Here is a 16644-nt window from a genome sequence, read left to right on the forward strand (position 1 = left end):
GGGTTGGATTGGAGGTTGGTCCGTCCGGAGGAAGCACGGCGCCCGCAGGTGGCTGGATAACTGCGACAGAATGACTCGGAAGCTATTTTGAACGTTGCACGCGCAGTGATGATGTGCTCGAAATGGCGCATGAGCATTGCGGCGCTGCGCGAGGGAAACGAACGCCTGAATGCCCTTTTGGCGCAAACGCAGTCAGCCTTGAGCGAGCATCAGGGGCGCTGGCGGCATCGGAGAAGCGCGACGTCGGCTGGAGATCCGGCGCAGTTCCGCGTTGTCGTTACCCGGCGTCCCAAATACGCCTGTCGTGCCTGCGAGGATGGTGTCGTGCAGGCCGAGGCTCCGGCCCGGCTGATCGAGGGCGGCCTGCCGACCGAGGCCACGGTCGCCCAGGTTCTGGTGTCCAAATATGCCGATCATCTGCCGCTCTACCGGCAGGCCCAGATCTAAGCCCGCCAGGGCATCGCTCTCGATCGATCGACGCTGGCGGACTGGGTTGGGCATGCCGCCTTCCAGCTGCGCTCGCTGCATGAGCGCCTTCTCACGATGCTTCGAGCGAGGTCCAAGCTGTTCGCCGACGAGACGACGGTGCCGGTGCTCGATCCCGGTCGAGGGCGCACCAAGACCGGCCAGCTCTGGGCCTATGCCGCCGACGACAGGCCCTGGGGCGGCCTGGATCCGCCCGGCATCGCCTATGTCTATGCACCCGATCGCAAGGCCGAGCGGTTGTTCAGCCATCTTGCCGGCTACAAGGGCGTCCTGCAGGTCGATGGCTACACCGCCTATCCAAAGATTGCCGAGCGCGGCGAGGTCGAGCTCACCTTCTGCTGGGTGCACATGCGGCGCAACTTCTACGAACTCGCGACGGCGGGCCCCCCGCCGATCGCAAGCGAGGCACTGAAGCACGTTGCCGCATTCTACGCGATCGAGAAGGAGATCCGCGGCCGCAGCCCGGAGGAGCGCCGTCTCGTGCGTCAGCAGAAAAGCCGACCGCTGGCCGATGCCTTCGAAGCTTGGCTACGCGCCAAGCTGGCTCTCATCAGCCAGAAGATCAAACTCGCCGCCGCCATCCGCTACGCTCTCTCGCGCTGGCAGGGGCTGACGCGCTTCATCGATGACGGTCGGCATCGAGCTCGACAACAATATGGTCGAACGATCGATCCGCGGCATCAAGCTCAGTCGCAAGAACGCGCTGTTTGCCGGATCCGACGGTGGTGCCGAACACTGGGCGGTCGTCGCGTCCCTGGTCGAGGCCTGCAAGCTCAACGACGTCGATCCGCTTGCCTATCTCACCGACGTCCTGACCAGGATCGTCAGTGGTCATCCGAACCGCGACATCACCAGCTATTGCCTTGGGCCTACCGCACTCAGTTCCTCAAAGCCGTGGCCTGATAACGACGCTTACCTTTTGGGCGATAGCTCCCGGCAGTACTGGGGTGGTCTTGTGGCCGTCAGCTGTCTAACAGCCGCGAGGTATGAGGGGGAAATCTAGTCTTCCTTACCTAACGCATTTATTAGCATCAGCGAGCCCTCGATTGACCTTGCCCCCAAGTTTTATCCAGTTTTGAGTTCGCTCCGGCAGTTGGACTTACTCTCTTGGGCGGTGGGAGCGACGGGAGCTGGCGCGGAGCCTTCGGCATAGCGCAGCGCCAGATCCGCGCGGGTGGCAGGTCAGGGCGAACTCGGACGGGGTTCTCCATCCGAGCTGCGAGTGCGGACGTGTGTGGTTGTAATCGGCCCACCAGCATCCAAGCGCGACGCGGGCTTGGGCCAGTGACGTGAACAGCGTCTCGTTCAACAGCTCATCCCGCAGGCGACCGTTGAAGCTCTCGATGAAGGCGTTCTGCATGGGTTTGCCCGGCGCGATGTAGTGCCATGCGACACGGCTCTGGTCGGCCCATGCGAGAATGGCGTTGCTAGCGAGTTCGCTGCCGTTGTCGCTGACCACCAGCTTCGGCTTGCCACGCTCGATCATCAGTCGGTCCAGTTCCCGCACCACGCGGGCGCCGGAGAGCGAGGTGTCGGCTACCAGCGTCAGGCGCTCGCGGGTACAATCATCGACGACGGTCAGGATGCGGAAGCGGCGGCCGTCGGTCAGCTGATCCGACACGAAGTCGAGCGACCACCGGTCGTTCAGCGTCATCGGAACCAGCATCGGCGCCCTGGTCCCGATCGCCCGCTTGCGGCCACCACGGCGACGCACCGTCAGCTTCTCTCCCGATAGAGCCGGAACAGCTTTTTGTGGTTGATCAGATACCCCTCCCGCTTGAGCAGAACATGCAGCCGCCGGTAGCCGAAGCGGCGGCGTTCCTGGGCAATCGCCCTCATGCGCTTGCGAAGACTGGCATCGTTAGCCCGGGTCGTCCGATATCTTATGGTCATGCGGCAGCAGCCGATGGCTTTACACGCCCGCCGTTCGCTCATCCCGTGGGTGTCCACCAGATGAGCGACAGCCTTCCGTTTCCCCGCGGGCGTCACCACTTCTTTCCCAAGAGGTCCTTCAGCGCCGCATTGTCCAGCATGGCGTCGGCCAGGAGCCGCTTCAGCTTCGTGTTCTCGCCCTCCAGCGTTCTCAGCCGCTTGGCCTCGGAGACGTCCATCCCGCCGAACCTGGCCTTCCATTTGTAGATGCTGGCGTCGCTGACGCCGTGCTTGCGGCACAGATCGGCCACCGAAATCCCGGCCTCGTGCTCCTTCAAGATCCCGATGATCTGCTCTTCCGTGAAACGATTGCGCTTCATGCTCTGGTCCTCGTCTTGGGCCAGAGCGAACTTCAAACTGGATTAAGCCCGTGGGGCAAGGTCACGATCAATCTCATAAGAGGGTCTGCGGAAACACTATGCCTCACCGCCTGCAAGAGCGATGCAAGCGAGCATTGAGAGATCAAGACAAGTTTGCGGGCGAACAGGTGTGGAGAGCGCCCAGGTGGCCGCATGCCCTGATCTTCTTAGCAGGCCACCGTTACCCCGGCTTAGATGAGCTCCACTTGTCCACTAGTTCCGAACGAACTTGCCCAGCGAATGTCTTTCTCAGTGGTCAACGCTGACCAAAAGCTGTTCTATGACATAGTCCTGCTGCTCATCCTCTAGATGCGGCCCGATCGGTAAACCGACCAGACGATCACAAATGGACTCGGTCGTCGGATAGCTCCCGCGCGGCCGCTCGAGAGCTGCAAAAGCCGGCTGCAGGTGCATGGGCGGCATGTAGGTGAGATTCGTTCCAATGCCCTTCTCAGCCAAACGTTCCCGCAAATGGTCACGATTAGCAACCTCAATCACATAGTTTCGCCATGCATGCTCAACCCCTGGCCTGCATTGAGGAACGCGGATCGCACTCCCATTGAGCGCTGCCTCGTACCGCGCCGCTTGGCGTCTGCGGCAAGCGATATTCGCCTCAATTGACGGCAGCTTGACTCGAAGCAATGCAGCCTGGATTTCGTCGAGTCTTTGGCTCATTCCAATGGTCTCGTGCCAGAACCAGCCGTCCTTCCCCAGGCCCGATTTCTTCCAGGATCTGCCTCGCGATTCTCCATACTCTGAAATCTTCCTCAAACGTTCAGCGAGGTCTCCACTCTCCGTCAGAACGCAACCGCCGGCGCCCATAGCTCCCAAGTGCTTGTTTCGACCGAAGCTGAAGCAAGTGGTCGTAGCGAGGCTTCCAACCTTCCGTCCGTTTATGGTAGCGCCAAGTGCCAGACACGAATCTTCAACGACCGGGATTTCTCGTTCAGTGGCGATAGCCTTGATCTGATCAATGTCAGCAGGATGACCGAACATGTCTACCGGGACAATCGCGCGGGTTCGCGGGGTTAGCGCCGCCTTCAATGCCTCTGGGGACATCGTCCGAGTGACAGGATCGATATCCACCCACACGAGATTGGCTCCCGACATCACCACAGCGGATGACGTGGCTCCATCTGTGTTGGGTACAGTGATCACCTCGTCGCCGGGTTTGATGCCCAATGCCAACAGCGAGGCCAACAATGCTGCCGTCCCGGAATTGACGGAAACGGCAAATGAGGCTCCGTTCCACGCGGCAAACTCAGCTTCAAACCGCGACACCTCATGATCGACGTCCAGATTGCTGGTGATCACACGCTCCACGGCAATCTTCATGTCGTCCAGAAAGGGGCGATTGATCTTGTCTCGGTCGTAAACCGGAATAGGCATCTGGAATAACTCCCTCCCAAGGGCCGCGCCGCGCTTATCTACAACTAGACTCGTAGCGTGATTTCGCGCGACTTCATCCCGGCGCAGCGATTGCCGGAAACTCGGTGCGCAGGTCGGCAAATATAGCTTCCATCTGATCCGTCAAAGGCAGCTTGGAATGCGCACCCTGTTCCACTAACGAGAAAACCCTGTGCTTGAGGAAATGCCGCCAAATGACCGGCGCTCTCGCCAGAAACGTGGTGAGCAGGTCGTATCGCGAATGGGTCCACACCCTTTCAAACTCAGTTCGCGTTGCGCCATGATCGAAATGTGGCTGCTCCGGCGTTGGCATCTTTTGTCGTAATCTCGTCGTTTCCGCTTCATCAATGATGCCCTCGCGGATAGCAACACCATAGTCCCGCAGCGCGGAATACGATGACACGAACCCACGGCGCCAATCCTGCAGGACAAGCTTGGGGTCACGCTTCAAGGCCGGTCCGTAACCACCAGCACCTGGCCCGACAACGCGTACGACATCGCCTGGCTCGCACTTGATAACATCTGCATTACCATGTTCGACCGCACCAAGCGTGTCGGGATTGGTGGTGAAACGTGAAACCGCCCCAGCACGTCCTCCGAGGGCGCCAGCAGAGGCGAAAATAGATCGGTTACGATTGCGCGCAGTTACGATTGTGTTCGGCGTGAACACCTGAAACTCCATGACCATCGCAAGTCCGCCGCGATGAAGCCCGGGTCCTGCCGTGTCGGGGAACAATCCATAGCGCCTAAAGAGAACTGGCACCTCACCTTCATTGATCTCCACAGGGGTGTTTTTGAGAAAGGCTGAGAGGCCTCCCGAACCATCGGCACCGTCGTGCGTCGGCGTGCCTCCGGCCCCGCCGCCTACCGGACCAACAGAGGCCACGATAGTCCGACCGTCCGTTGCTAACGTCTTTATGTTTATGATGGCGTTTCCACCAGGCGAGTTGGCCGGCATGCGATCCGGCACGGCAAGTGAGAAGCAGCCAAGCGTGGCAATCTGAGCGACAGTGCAGGTGAGCGAACGCATGCCGACCGCAGCCGGCTGCTCGCAATTCATTACGGTGCCTTTCGGCATGATTGCACGTGTAGGCCTCAGAGTACCGGCGTTCAGCAGCAAGGCAGGGTCAAGAGTCGAAAGAGCATAGGTAACCCCGACCAGCCCAAGCGGATGACGCTCGCGACCGCCGGTCGGCATATTTAGTGAGGACATTAGCTGTGGATCAGACCCTGTGTAGTCGAGTTCCAATTCGCCGCCCTTCACGCGCATCGTGATCGCAACGCGACAGGGATAACCCCCGTCCCCATCCTCGTCGGCGTAGTCTGCGTAGAAATACTCGCCATCGGGAATAGTCTCGATGATGCGCCGCGACTGGGCCTCGGCATAGTCCAGGATGCCATGGATGCCGTTCGAGAAATCGTCGGCGCCGAAGCGGTCGATGATTGTACGGATCTTGCTCTCACCCGTGTTCACGGACGCGATCTGGGCGTTGAAATCTCCCCAGTTTTGCTCCGGCGCCCGCACATTGAGCTTCATCATGCGGACGACATTCTCCTCAAATTTGCCGCCGCTGAAGATCTTCATGGGCGGAATGCGCAAACCTTCCTGCACAATTTCCGTCAATCCACGCGACAAAGAGGCCGGCACCGCACCACCTACGTCGGTATTGTGAATGTGGCCTACCACAAAGCACATGATCTTGCCCTGATGAAACACCGGTTTCCAAATGTGAATATCCGGCGAATGCGTCGCGACGTTCCCCGCGTAGCTGTCGTTTGTGATACAGATATCACCTTCCCCATAGTGGTCGATCAGCTCGATTACCGGTCCGTAATCGATCCCACTATACCAAGGCCCCCCAATGCTGCGGGGCGTAGCAAATGCGAGCCCTTCCGGTGTCACAAGCTGACAGGAGAAGTCTTCGGTTTCCTTGACAAAGGTGGAATGGGCAGTGCGCATCAGCGTAAATGCCATTGCATCAGCTGCAGCAGCACAGTGGTTGGCCAGAATCTGCAAGTTGCGTCCATCAATTGCCATGACAAGCGCTCAGCCTTCAAAAGGGATAATCACGAGATTGCCGAACTCATCGACATTTATCCGCATGCCTTGCGGAACGCAGGTTGTGCTGTCATCCTGAACGATGATTGCCGGCCCATCAAGGGACTGCCCGGCGCGAAAGTCTTCGCGGTGGAAGAGCGGCACGGAGTGAATTCTGCCATCGAGATGGCAGGCGACCTCGGTGCGGCGTGTCGGAGCGCCAACACCACTTTCGAGCCGCGTCAGCCGAGGTTTGACGGACGGAGACGAAATCACCAACCGGAGATTCATCACCTGTACCGACGCCTTCGCATCGGAATGCCCGAAGAGTGTTGCATGCTGAGAATCAAAGGCCGAGCGAATGGAGTCGAGATCGCCCTCTCGCACCCATTCGGCATGCAGAGGCACCTCGATCTCGAAGCTTTGGCCACGATAACGCATGTCGCTCGAAAAACTCAATTCATGCGGAAGGTCACGGCCGTGTTCCCGTTCGAGCCACGCTTTGGCGTCCGCAGTGAGGGTCCGGGCGACTTCCGCGAGTGCACCAGTCATGGCTGGAGTGAGCTCACGGTAGATAGTGTGAATGAAGTCGTTCTTGAGATCAGCTACCAGCCCGCCGAGCGCTGATAGTACACCAGGCGTTGGCGGCACGATCACGCCCTTCATGTTGAGTTCTCGCGCCAGCCAACAAGCCATCATCGGCCCGGCGCCGCCGAACGCAAGGAAATAGAATTCGCGTGGGTCGATACCGAAGCGCGACACAAGTCCGGAGACCCCCGTGTACATCGAGGACACCGCGATCTGAATGATTGTATCGGCGGTCTCGTCGACGCTGATACCAAGCTGCTTAGCGAGATCGCCAATGGCGCACCGTGAGGCGGATACGTCAAGCTGAACAGCGTTATAGCCAAGGGGGCCATGCCCGATCATGCCAGAGACGACGAACGCGTCCGTGACCGTGGGTCGAGTTCCGCCGCGTTGGTAGCACACCGGGCCGGGCAACGAACCAGCGCTTTCCGGTCCGACCCGCAATACTCCGAAATCGTCGATCCAGGCGATTGAACCGCCGCCCTGGCCTACTGAGGTGACGGATACGCTTGGGATATGAATCTGAAAATCGCCAATGATCTCGCCCGTTCCATATTCCGCTCGACCATTACGGATCACTGCGACATCGGCCGAGGTGCCGCCGATGTCGAGGCTCAGCAAATTCACGAAGCCACAGGTTTCAGCGATAAAGCTTGCACCGATTACGCCCGACGCCGTGCCTGACAGAATCATCTGCACACACTCGGCCTTGGCCTGATCGAGGGCCATAACGCCACCGTTCGACTTGGTGATGCGCGGCGGCACAGGAACGCCCATACCCTTCAGGGCGCGTTCAAAGCTTTCAAGGTAGTGTATGATCCGCGGCTGTACGTAAGCGTTGATAATCGCGGTGATGGTGCGCTCATATTCACGGATGATGGGCCAAATGTCTGCTGAGCATGACGTCAACAGCTCCGGCGCCAGCTCACCGATTATGTCTCGCACCCGCGCTTCGTTTGCACGGTTGCGGTAGCTGTGAAGCAGCGCTACCACCACTCCCTCTGCTCCGGCGGCTCGAGTAGCTTCGATTGCCTCGACTACGCTCGCGCGGTCGACATCCCTGAGAATGCGCCCGTCGCGATCGGTGCGTTCTGCGATCGGAAACACCATGTCGCGCGAAATGAGGGGGGCAGGACGAAGACAGTAAAGATCGTGGATGTGCGGAACTTTCAGACGGGCTAACTCAAGAACGTCCTCAAAATTCGCGGTTGTAAATAGAGCAAGCTTTACCCCCTTTCGTTGGATGACGGTGTTTACGCCAACCGTCGTTCCATGGGTGAAATAGCTTACTTCTCCCGGCGCAATGTTATAGCGCTCCTGCAGCGCCGTGAGTCCTGTGGTGATCTCACTGCCGGGACTGTCGGGTCGCGAGAGCACCTTGAGCGTCCGGATGGTATTGTCGCTCTCGTCAAGGACTGCGAAATCGGTGAACGAGCCGCCAATGTCGACTCCGATGCGGTAAGACATGACTATGACCTTCGTTCGGACAACTGCGGCTGGGTCGGGCTTGCCTCCGTTGAGGGGGCGTCCTGAAACACCTCCATGAGCCAATCAGGATGACGCACCGCACTCCAGCCAGCGCGCGCGTAGACAGCGTGAGCGTCTTTGGTAGAGAGGAGCCACCTGCTCACGGTAATCAAATCCGGATGGGTCCGGATCGCGGTCGCGAGCCAACTGCCGAGGCCTCGCCCCCGGTAATTCCTGTCGATAAAGACATCCATCAGGTAAGCGAGACGGGCTCCGTCGGTCAGAACCCGGGCAAAGCCGACTTGCTGTCCACCATCGTACAGGCCAACCGAGATCGCTCCTTCGATGGAGCGCAAAACGAGTTCACGCGAAATCCCCTGAGCCCAGTACGATTCGTCACCGAGAAAGCGCTGAACGCGGTCAATATCCAAACGCGCCCGATCCGTGCTTAGTACGAAGCCGTCGTCGCGACGCCACTCAATGACGCGTGTTTCATTGGGCAATGCCATTCTCTTGTCCTTCTGGAAACGCTCCTCGATCGAGCAGTAACTACAGCGTCGCGGCCTGTAACGATGAGCAGCCCGCGTCTCTCGAAAACACACCCGCGACGCCACGGAAAATGACATCGAGAACAGACACCACGGCCAGCGCAAGAGGAAACAGTTCACATCGAGACCCGAACTGTGACCTCATATGCTGCAGCGCTCCGATCTACACGAGCGCCGACCTCGCTCAATTGGCATCCGTGCTCCGGATGGTAAATCGCAGGCAGAGCAATAAGCCTCGACGTACGTTTGGAACTTCCTAAGCATAGACTGGTGCCTGTGATGCCATCAACGCTCCGGGCTAGCATGTCGGTTATTGGAAGATAACGCGCGCTCTAGACTGAATTCCGCATTTTTTGCGCTTGGCAGGCTGAAATACTGCATGAAGTTGATCGAGCGAGAACTTCTCAAGCGCTGAAGCCTACGTTCTAAGAGCGGGGCTCGCAGAGAGGTCCAGACAGCACCCCGCGCATGGTGCCCTCAGAAAGTGCGCAGCCATAGCTTGAGTGCGACGTGTTTAACGTGTGGGAAGTAGCCTTCGGCGAGGCCATCTCGGTGTGTCGCGATCCGACGTCACTGCTTGCTCTCGTTAAAAAGCCGTCCGGCCGATTGCGAGGATCAGCCCACAGGTAAATGCTCGGGAGGTCGATCCCTGCGGTTGCTCTTGGTAGAATGTTGGCCAAGGCGTATTCCTCCGTTGAGGCTTTCAATTACCCACATTTAGTCGAACGGGCTGAGGGAGCGCACAAACCATTGCAACGCAGGAATCGACCGTGATTCCTTGTCTGGCACCGATTCGCAGGGGGCGGTGCCGATGGACGAAGAAGCCGACGCATGGTTTGATCGCGAACTCGCAGGCTGCAGCCTTGCCGACGAGCGCCTGAACAAGCGGCTCCGCAAACTGGTAGCGCAGATCGGGAGCACCATGGGCGAAAGTATTCCGCTGGTGTGCCAGGACTGGGCCAACACCAAGGCTGCGTATCGTTTCTTCTCCAACGACCGGGTCAGTGAGGCGGACATTCTGGCCGGCCACTTTCAATCGACGCGTGAGCGCACGATTGCCACTGACGGTCCTGTTCTAGTGCTCCATGATACGACCGAGTTCAGCTATCAAAGAGAGAACTCAGACGCGGTCGGGATCACCAAGAGCATAAACAGCGGCCGGGACAAGGCGGGCCGCCTGAGATCGCACACGGTTTGCGGCATCCTGATGCACTCGAGCCTGGCAGTTAGAACCGATGGGCTGCCGCTTGGACTGACGGCCGTCAAATTTTGGACCCGGAAGAAATTCAAGGGGACCGCCGCACTTAAGAAGAAGATCAATCCGACCCGCGTTCCCATCGAGAAGAAGGAGAGCATTCGGTGGCTGGACAATGCCCGGCAATCCACGGAGTTGCTGGGCGATCCGGGACGATGCGTTCATGTCGGTGATCGCGAGAGCGACATCTATGAGCTGTTCTGCGCGGCTCGAGAAGCTGGAACGCATTTCGTGATTAGGACTTGCGTTAACCGTTTGGCTGGGGATGGAGCTCACACGATCGTCGACGAAATGGACGAGGTCGCCGTCAAAGGACTGCATTGCATCGACGTCAGAAACAGCAACGGTGATCCAGATGAAGCCGTCCTCGAGATCAGATACCGCAAGATTCGCGTCTTGCCGCCGATCGGAAAGCAGAAGCGCTATCCCGCGCTGACCTTGACGATGATCCATGCTGAAGAGCGCGTGACGCCGAAGAACAGAAAGAAAATCGAGTGGAAGCTGATCACAGATCTGCCTGTTAGCTCCCGCACCGACGCCATTGAGAAGCTCGAATGGTATGCTTTGAGATGGAAGATCGAGGTGTTCCACAAGATCCTCAAATCGGGCTGCAAAGCTGAGGAGTCGAAGCTTAGGACCGCCCAGCGTCTGACCAATCTGATCTCGCTCTTTTGCATCCTGAGTTGGCGGGTCTTCTGGATGACGATGCTAAACCGTTCCGCTCCAGACGCGCCGCCAACCCTCGCGTTGACCGCGACCGAAATCAAGGTGCTCGATCGCCTCGTCAACGACAAACCCAAAGCGAGACAGAAGACGCTTTCGCACTATCTCATCAAGATCGCCCGGCTCGGCGGTTATCTCGCCCGCGCCAGCGATCCGCCTCCCGGCAATACGGTCATGTGGCGCGGGCTGTCGCGCTTCACCGACATCGCGTTAGGCGCCTTGGTCGGAGGAGAATTTGTGGGTAATTGAAAGCCGTTGAGGGCCGCCTTGTTTGACGGACGCGAACGCTGCAGGTCCTAGGGGTAATCCTAGGAGAAGCGCTATGACGATTTCGAGGGCGGAGGTGATCACATCGGTCGAGCGGCGGCGCCGGTGGTCGCAGGATGAGAAGGAACGGCTTGTTGGAGCATCGCTCGAGCCCGGAGCCTGCGTTTCCGAGGTGGCTCGCATGGCTGGCCTTCATGTAAGCCAGCTGTTCCGGTGGCGCAAAGAGCTTTGCAAGCACGGTGAAGCGAGTATAGCGCCGTTCGTGCCGGTCGAGATTGGGCCGTCTGTGCCGCCGCGGGAGATGGCCGAAGCGCCATTGACGACGACGGCGGCGCGTCGACGGAAGAGCCTGGGCATCATCGAGATAGATCTTGGTAGCGGGCACCGCATCCGGGTCGATGGCGAGGTTGATGGAGACGCGCTACGTCGCGTTCTCGATGCTTTGGTACGCCGATGATCCCGGTTCCGACAGGCGCGCGACAGGCTACACGGACATGCGCCGAGGCTTTCCGTCGTTGGCGCTGCAAGTGCAGGAGGTGCTTCGCAAAGACCCGCTCAGCGGTCATCTGTTCGTCTTCCGAGGTCGCCGCAGCGACCTTGTGAAGATGATCTGGCACGATGGCCAGGGAGCATGCCTGTTCACCAAAAGACTGGAGAGAGGGCGGTTCATCTGGCCTTCGGTTGCTGCCGAAGCAGTGACGATCTCTCCGGCGCAGTTGAGCTATCTGTTCGATCACCCATGTTGATGCCCCTCCTTGTTAGGCTGACAGATTCTTAGATCAAGTTGCGTAATGACGTGGTTTCGAAGATCGCGGACAGCGTCAAGAAGAGATGGTGTATTCGGGAAGAGATAGGCGCCGCTTGGCTGGCGATCAATCAGCAAACGCTTACTTCGGATCTGCACATAGAGCCAGTTCACCGGGATCTTGAGCTTGCGGGCCAATTCGGGTGGGCTGAGGAGTGCGTCGTCATGCTCCCATCGGTTGCGCTGGGTAGCCACCTTGATGGCAGCGGCACGGCGGAGCCGCCCAACGGTGATGGGCAGCACCTTATCGGCGCAATGGGGAGAGCGGTGGCCTTCGTGGGTAAGGATCGCGGCGATCTTGTCGTCGGGGACGCCGTCGCGGGCAAGCGCCAGCAGGCGCTCCCGCATTTCCGTACCTCGCGTCAATCTGGTGACAGAGTTGACGCTCATCTTCACCTCGAGCTCCGTCACGGCGCCTCCTCGCCAGACAATCCTGGCCAGGGCCAAGTCGTGCTCACCGCGGTCGAGCACGACCTTTTCGATGAGGCATCGCAACAACGCCTTGCGATGCGCATCCGAGATAGTCTCGTCACCCCATATTTGCGGGAGGCGGCCGGTGAGGCTGATGACCTTGTCGTTGAGCTCCTTGCTTATGGCCACTTGTGTGATGGCTTTGGGCGGCGTCTGTCGGGCAAGCGCCTCTTCGGCGGCGCGCACGTCGTTTAGCGCCACTTCCCATCGGCGCTCGAGTTCCGAGGCGACCAACCGATTGTCTGGATCGGCGCGGTTGAACTGCCGTTCGGCGAGCGCCGCCGTGTAGCGCTTGCGCTCGAGCTCTCGTTCTGCACTGGAGCGTAACGCATTGTTCATCTGCTGCTGCACCCGGCGGGAGCGCGACAAGGCATCGAGTTCGGCCGGCGCTAGTGCGGTTAGGAATGCGTCGCCAACCGCTGCATCGATATGGGCCGCGCGGATGTGTTGGCGCGTTGGCTGACCTTCCTGGGTACGCAGGTGATTACATACATACTCGCCGCCCTTGTAGCGGACGTACATCTTATGGCCACATCGTGCGCACCAGGCAATGCCGTGGAGCAGGAGCTCGCCATTGCGAGGCGCGCCGCGGGTGATGATGCGCATGTATTCGGCTCGGTTATCTCTGATGACGGCTCGGATTTTGTCATAAATTGGCCAGTCGATATAGGCTGGATATCGATCTTTAACGACGATCCGCCACTCCTCCATCGGCCGCGGAGCCTTTTGTGGCAGAGCACCCTCCCGCTTGGGTGGCTGGAAGCGGGTTCGTCCATAGACAAAGGCGCCTGCGTATGCGGGGTTCTTCAAGATCGCCGCGACAGCAGCCAGCGTCGCGCGCGTCCAGCACAAATCGCCATACCGATCACGACGCGGCAGTTCCAGGTCACGCTCGTTCAACGCTCGCATGACCTTGGCAACGCTGCGCAGCAGCAGGAACAGCTGGAAGACGAGACCGAGCCGCCCTTGCACGGCCATGTCTGGATCCTTAACGACCACGCCGCTCGGGTCTCGCATCGGCCCGATTGGCAGCATAACCGCAAGTTCGCCGCGTTCGGCTTTAGCCAGCAGGCCGGCAGTCAGCCGGCTGCGGATCGTATGTAGCTCAAGCTCGGAGATCGAACCCTTCAGCCCGAGAAGTAACCGTCCGTTGGGAGTGCCCGGATCATAGACACCATCGCGGTCGGCGATCAGGCAGCCACGTAGACCGCAGATATCCAGGAGCGGATACCAGTCGGTACAATTACGCGCCAAGCGGGTCACGTCGATCGACAAAATGAGTCCGACTTCACTCAGGCCAACACGGCCAACGAGCTCCTTGAAGCCGTTACGTTGTACTATAGAAGCGCCGCTCAACCCGAGATCCGCATCGATCACGTCGATGGCCGCCTCACGCCATCCGAGTTCGCGGGCGCGCTGGCGAAGCGCGTATTGAAGGCGCAGGCTCTCCTGATTGCTTACAACCTGGTGGGGGGCGTCGACTGCCGGATGTAGACTACGGCCTTGCGCGCCAAGTGGTTTGGTGTGACCAGCTCGGACTTCATGAGGGATCTCCGCCAAAATCGCGGCGACGTCTTCGACGATCTGGCGTCGGAGCGCGGGCGTCAGCGTCGACCAAAGATCGGCTGGATCCATGCTCATGTGCGTCGGGACAATCCGCTGTCGATAAAAGCTCGAGTAGAGCCTCCATGCTCAGCTTAATCTGATTTGCTTCTTGCTCATAATATTCGATTGCGGTTGCCTGAATTAGGAGACTGCTTCCCGTGCGAAACTCAACTTCATACGAAGCGGGAATGCCTCGGCCTCGCTGGCCGATCTTCCTGATCACTCGAAATGAGCGGCGGTACAAAGGATGGTGGGGGTCTCGAACTTCGACCACCTCCGGAAATGATTCGTCAGACTCACTATTAGGGACATTCCTCAATCCCCTCACTGTCCGGGATCGATTGGCGCAACCCTCAAGAAAGCCAGCGTCCGACGCGGGTCGGATAGCCGCTTTTACGGTTTGAATCTGCTGCTTGATCTGATTCAATGGCTTCATGATATCGAAGCCGGACGATCTTCCATCGGACCTTGTGAGTGCCCTGGCGGCGCTGCAGGCCGAGCGTGAGGCGCGGCTGCGAGCCGAGGCGGTGGCTTGCCAGTGCGCGGGCGGAGCTGTCGGACAACGCGGCGCTGATCGCGCATCTCGAGCTGCGGATCGAGAAACTCAAGCGCGAACTGTACGGGCAGCGCTCCGAGCGCACGGCGCGGCTGATCGAGCAATTGGAATTGGAACTCGAAGAACTCGCCACCACGGCGAGCGAGGATGAGCTTGCCGCGCGTGCCGCCGCGGCGAAAAACCCAGAGCATGCGCACCTTCACGCGCAAGCGGCCGGTACGCAAGCCCTGGCCGGACGACATCGAACGCGAGCGCGTCGTCATTGAGGCGCCAAAGACCTGCGCCTGTTGCGGTGGGGCGCGCCTTGCGAAGCTGGGCGAGGATGTGACCGAGACGCTGGAGGAGATCCCGCGCCGGTTCAAGGGCATCGAGACCGTGCGCGAGAAGTTCACGTGCCGCGATTGCGAGAAGATCAGCCAGCCGCCGGCACCGTTCCACGCGACGCCGCGCGGCTTCATCGGTCCGCAATTGTTGGCGACGATTCTGTTCGACAAGTTCGGCATGCACATCCCGCTCAACCGCCAGAGTGCGCGCTTTAAGGCCGAGGGGATCGATTTGCCGTTGTCGACGCTGGCCGACCAGGTCGGCCACGGGACCTTCGCCGTGATGCCGCTCTTCCACCTGATCGAACGCCATGTGCTTGCTGCCGAGCGCCTGCATGGCGATGACACCACCATCCGCATCCTGGCGAAGGGCAAGTGCAAGACCGGTCGGATCTGGACATATGTGCGGGATGACCGGCCCTTCGCCGGGCCAGCGCCACCGGCGGCGGTCTATTACGCCTCGAGCGACCGTCGAGGCGAGCACCCGCAGAGGCATCTGCGCCACCGTCGCCGGTATCCTGCAAGCTGATTGCTACAACGGCTTCGAGCCGTTGTTCGATCTGCAGAAGAAGATGCTGCCGATTACGCCGGCGTTTTTGCTTTGCCCATGCGCAGCGGGGCTTCTTCGAGCTGGCCGACATCGAGAAGAACGCCCGGGAAGGCCACAGGGGCAAACGGTCTCGCCGATCGCGCTGGAGGCGGTCAAACGCCTCGACGCTTTGTTCGAGATCGAGCGCGCCATCAACGGCCGCAGCGCCGACGAACGGCGCGCCATGCGCCAGGAAAAGAGCAAGCCGCTTCTCGAGGACATGCACGCCTGGCTGCTGCGCGAGCGCGAAACCCTCTCGCGCTCCTCCGAGGTCCTGAAACCCATGAATTACATGCTCAGGCGCTGGGCTGACTTTGCCCGCTTCCTCGACGATGGCAGGATCTGCCTCAGCAACAACGCCGCCGAAAGAGCGTTGCGCGGCATCGCCCTGGGAAGGCGCAATTGGACCTTCACCGGCAGCCTGCGCGGCGCCGACCGCGCCGCCATCATGCTGACGATGATCACGACCTGGCGCCTCAACGACGTCGATCCCAAGGCCTGGCTCGCCGATATCGTCGCCCGTATCGCCGATCTTCCCGCATCGCGTCTGCACGAACTGCTGCCCTGGGAATGGAAGCTCCTGCGCCAAGCCGACACGCCCGCCGATCAGCAGGCCGCCTGATCTTCGCGCAGCGCCATCATAGAGCTCGCCGTGCCCGCGCGCATGCGTCAATCAGGCGGTCTTCGTCGTATGCGTACGCCAAGGCCAACTCTCAAGGTCGACTTCTATGATCCAGTCGGACTGATCCTTACAGGAAGGTCGTGTCCCCGATAGCGCTTGATGGCGGCAACCAGAGGCACCCTTGTGAGATCCTCCGAACTGGCCAGCGAATCTTGCGCTACTTAGACGTGGTAAACTCCTGTGCAACGCCCCGGAGAGGGCGCCGCGAGCAGGGACCGCCTGCAAAGCTGGCGCCTTCTTTCCATCAAGAAAAGTCGCGCCGGGCGAAATGACCAAGATGTCGCCTGTCGGCGTGGATACAGACGCTTACCGGAAAGCGGATGCCGGGACAGGTCTTCGATTGACTTAGCCGGCCGTACGCGAGTCCGGCGAGTTCTATAGTGTTCTCTGGATTCGTCGCTGGAGAGGCATCAGAGTTCTGCCCGTGCCGCACTTATCTGCCGCTCCGGTTTCGCAGATCATGTGGAACGAATTGCTAGTAGGCGCGCAATTGAGATGAATCCGCTTTTTTCGCTTTGCTCAGTTGGCGCAAAATCGCATTGA

At 59.8% G+C, this 16644-nt stretch carries 11 protein-coding genes and 2 pseudogenes; 7 read left to right on the forward strand and 6 right to left on the reverse strand.

What is annotated here, in order from left to right; genetic code table 11:
- The first annotated feature begins 129 nt into the window (after positions 1-129).
- Positions 130-1389, forward strand: a pseudogene (tnpC, locus tag ABIB00_RS35310) (IS66 family transposase).
- Positions 1390-1551: 162 nt separating this feature from the next.
- On the opposite strand, the pseudogene ABIB00_RS35315 reads toward tnpC (ABIB00_RS35310), so the two are convergent.
- The 5 genes and pseudogenes from ABIB00_RS35315 to ABIB00_RS35335 all read right to left on the reverse strand — a co-directional run bounded on the left by ABIB00_RS35315 (position 1552) and on the right by ABIB00_RS35335 (position 8786).
- A pseudogene (locus tag ABIB00_RS35315) lies at positions 1552-2738 on the reverse strand (IS3 family transposase).
- Between the two features lie 288 nt (positions 2739-3026).
- Complete coding sequence (locus tag ABIB00_RS35320; RefSeq protein ID WP_354107535.1) at positions 3027-4166, reverse strand: DegT/DnrJ/EryC1/StrS family aminotransferase; 1140 nt, start codon at positions 4164-4166, stop codon at positions 3027-3029.
- 73 nt (positions 4167-4239) lie between these two features.
- Positions 4240-6222 (reverse strand): hydantoinase B/oxoprolinase family protein, encoded by a 1983-nt coding sequence (locus ABIB00_RS35325; RefSeq protein ID WP_354107536.1) that lies wholly within the window; start codon positions 6220-6222, stop codon positions 4240-4242.
- Positions 6223-6231: 9 nt separating this feature from the next.
- Positions 6232-8277 (reverse strand): hydantoinase/oxoprolinase family protein, encoded by a 2046-nt coding sequence (locus tag ABIB00_RS35330; protein ID WP_354107537.1) that lies wholly within the window; start codon positions 8275-8277, stop codon positions 6232-6234.
- A gap of 2 nt (positions 8278-8279) precedes the next feature.
- Positions 8280-8786, reverse strand: coding sequence for a GNAT family N-acetyltransferase (locus ABIB00_RS35335; protein ID WP_354107538.1), 507 nt, complete (start codon positions 8784-8786; stop codon positions 8280-8282).
- A gap of 850 nt (positions 8787-9636) precedes the next feature.
- Here ABIB00_RS35335 and ABIB00_RS35340 point away from each other — a divergent pair.
- From ABIB00_RS35340 to tnpB, 3 genes are all read left to right on the forward strand, one after another.
- Complete coding sequence (locus tag ABIB00_RS35340; protein WP_354107539.1) at positions 9637-11052, forward strand: IS4 family transposase; 1416 nt, start codon at positions 9637-9639, stop codon at positions 11050-11052.
- A gap of 73 nt (positions 11053-11125) precedes the next feature.
- Positions 11126-11527 (forward strand): IS66-like element accessory protein TnpA, encoded by a 402-nt coding sequence (gene tnpA / locus ABIB00_RS35345; RefSeq protein ID WP_354107540.1) that lies wholly within the window; start codon positions 11126-11128, stop codon positions 11525-11527.
- On the forward strand, positions 11481-11816 hold the full coding sequence (gene tnpB, locus ABIB00_RS35350) for an IS66 family insertion sequence element accessory protein TnpB (RefSeq protein ID WP_354107541.1): 336 nt from the start codon (positions 11481-11483) through the stop codon (positions 11814-11816). Before tnpA ends, tnpB begins: the two co-directional genes overlap by 47 nt.
- Here the strand turns inward: tnpB and ABIB00_RS35355 are convergent.
- On the reverse strand, positions 11804-13987 hold the full coding sequence (locus ABIB00_RS35355; RefSeq protein ID WP_354107542.1) for a recombinase family protein: 2184 nt from the start codon (positions 13985-13987) through the stop codon (positions 11804-11806). The two genes, tnpB and ABIB00_RS35355, sit on opposite strands and share 13 nt — an antisense overlap.
- A gap of 465 nt (positions 13988-14452) precedes the next feature.
- Here ABIB00_RS35355 and ABIB00_RS35360 point away from each other — a divergent pair, with 465 nt between their 5' ends.
- Genes ABIB00_RS35360 through ABIB00_RS35370 form a run of 3 tightly spaced genes read left to right on the forward strand, consistent with a single transcriptional unit; the run spans position 14453 to position 16041 of the window.
- Positions 14453-14773 (forward strand): IS66 family transposase, encoded by a 321-nt coding sequence (locus ABIB00_RS35360; RefSeq protein WP_354107543.1) that lies wholly within the window; start codon positions 14453-14455, stop codon positions 14771-14773.
- The gene (tnpC, locus tag ABIB00_RS35365; RefSeq protein WP_354107544.1) at positions 14697-15359 is read left to right on the forward strand and encodes an IS66 family transposase; all 663 of its coding nucleotides are present in this window, start codon (positions 14697-14699) and stop codon (positions 15357-15359) included. Before ABIB00_RS35360 ends, tnpC (ABIB00_RS35365) begins: the two co-directional genes overlap by 77 nt.
- A 22-nt stretch (positions 15360-15381) precedes the next feature.
- Positions 15382-16041: an IS66 family transposase gene (locus tag ABIB00_RS35370; protein ID WP_354107545.1), complete on the forward strand. Its 660-nt coding sequence runs from the start codon at positions 15382-15384 to the stop codon at positions 16039-16041.
- Positions 16042-16644: the final 603 nt, after the last annotated feature.

It is taken from the genome of Bradyrhizobium sp. LB14.3 (genome assembly GCF_040547985.1).
GTDB lineage: Bacteria > Pseudomonadota > Alphaproteobacteria > Rhizobiales > Xanthobacteraceae > Bradyrhizobium.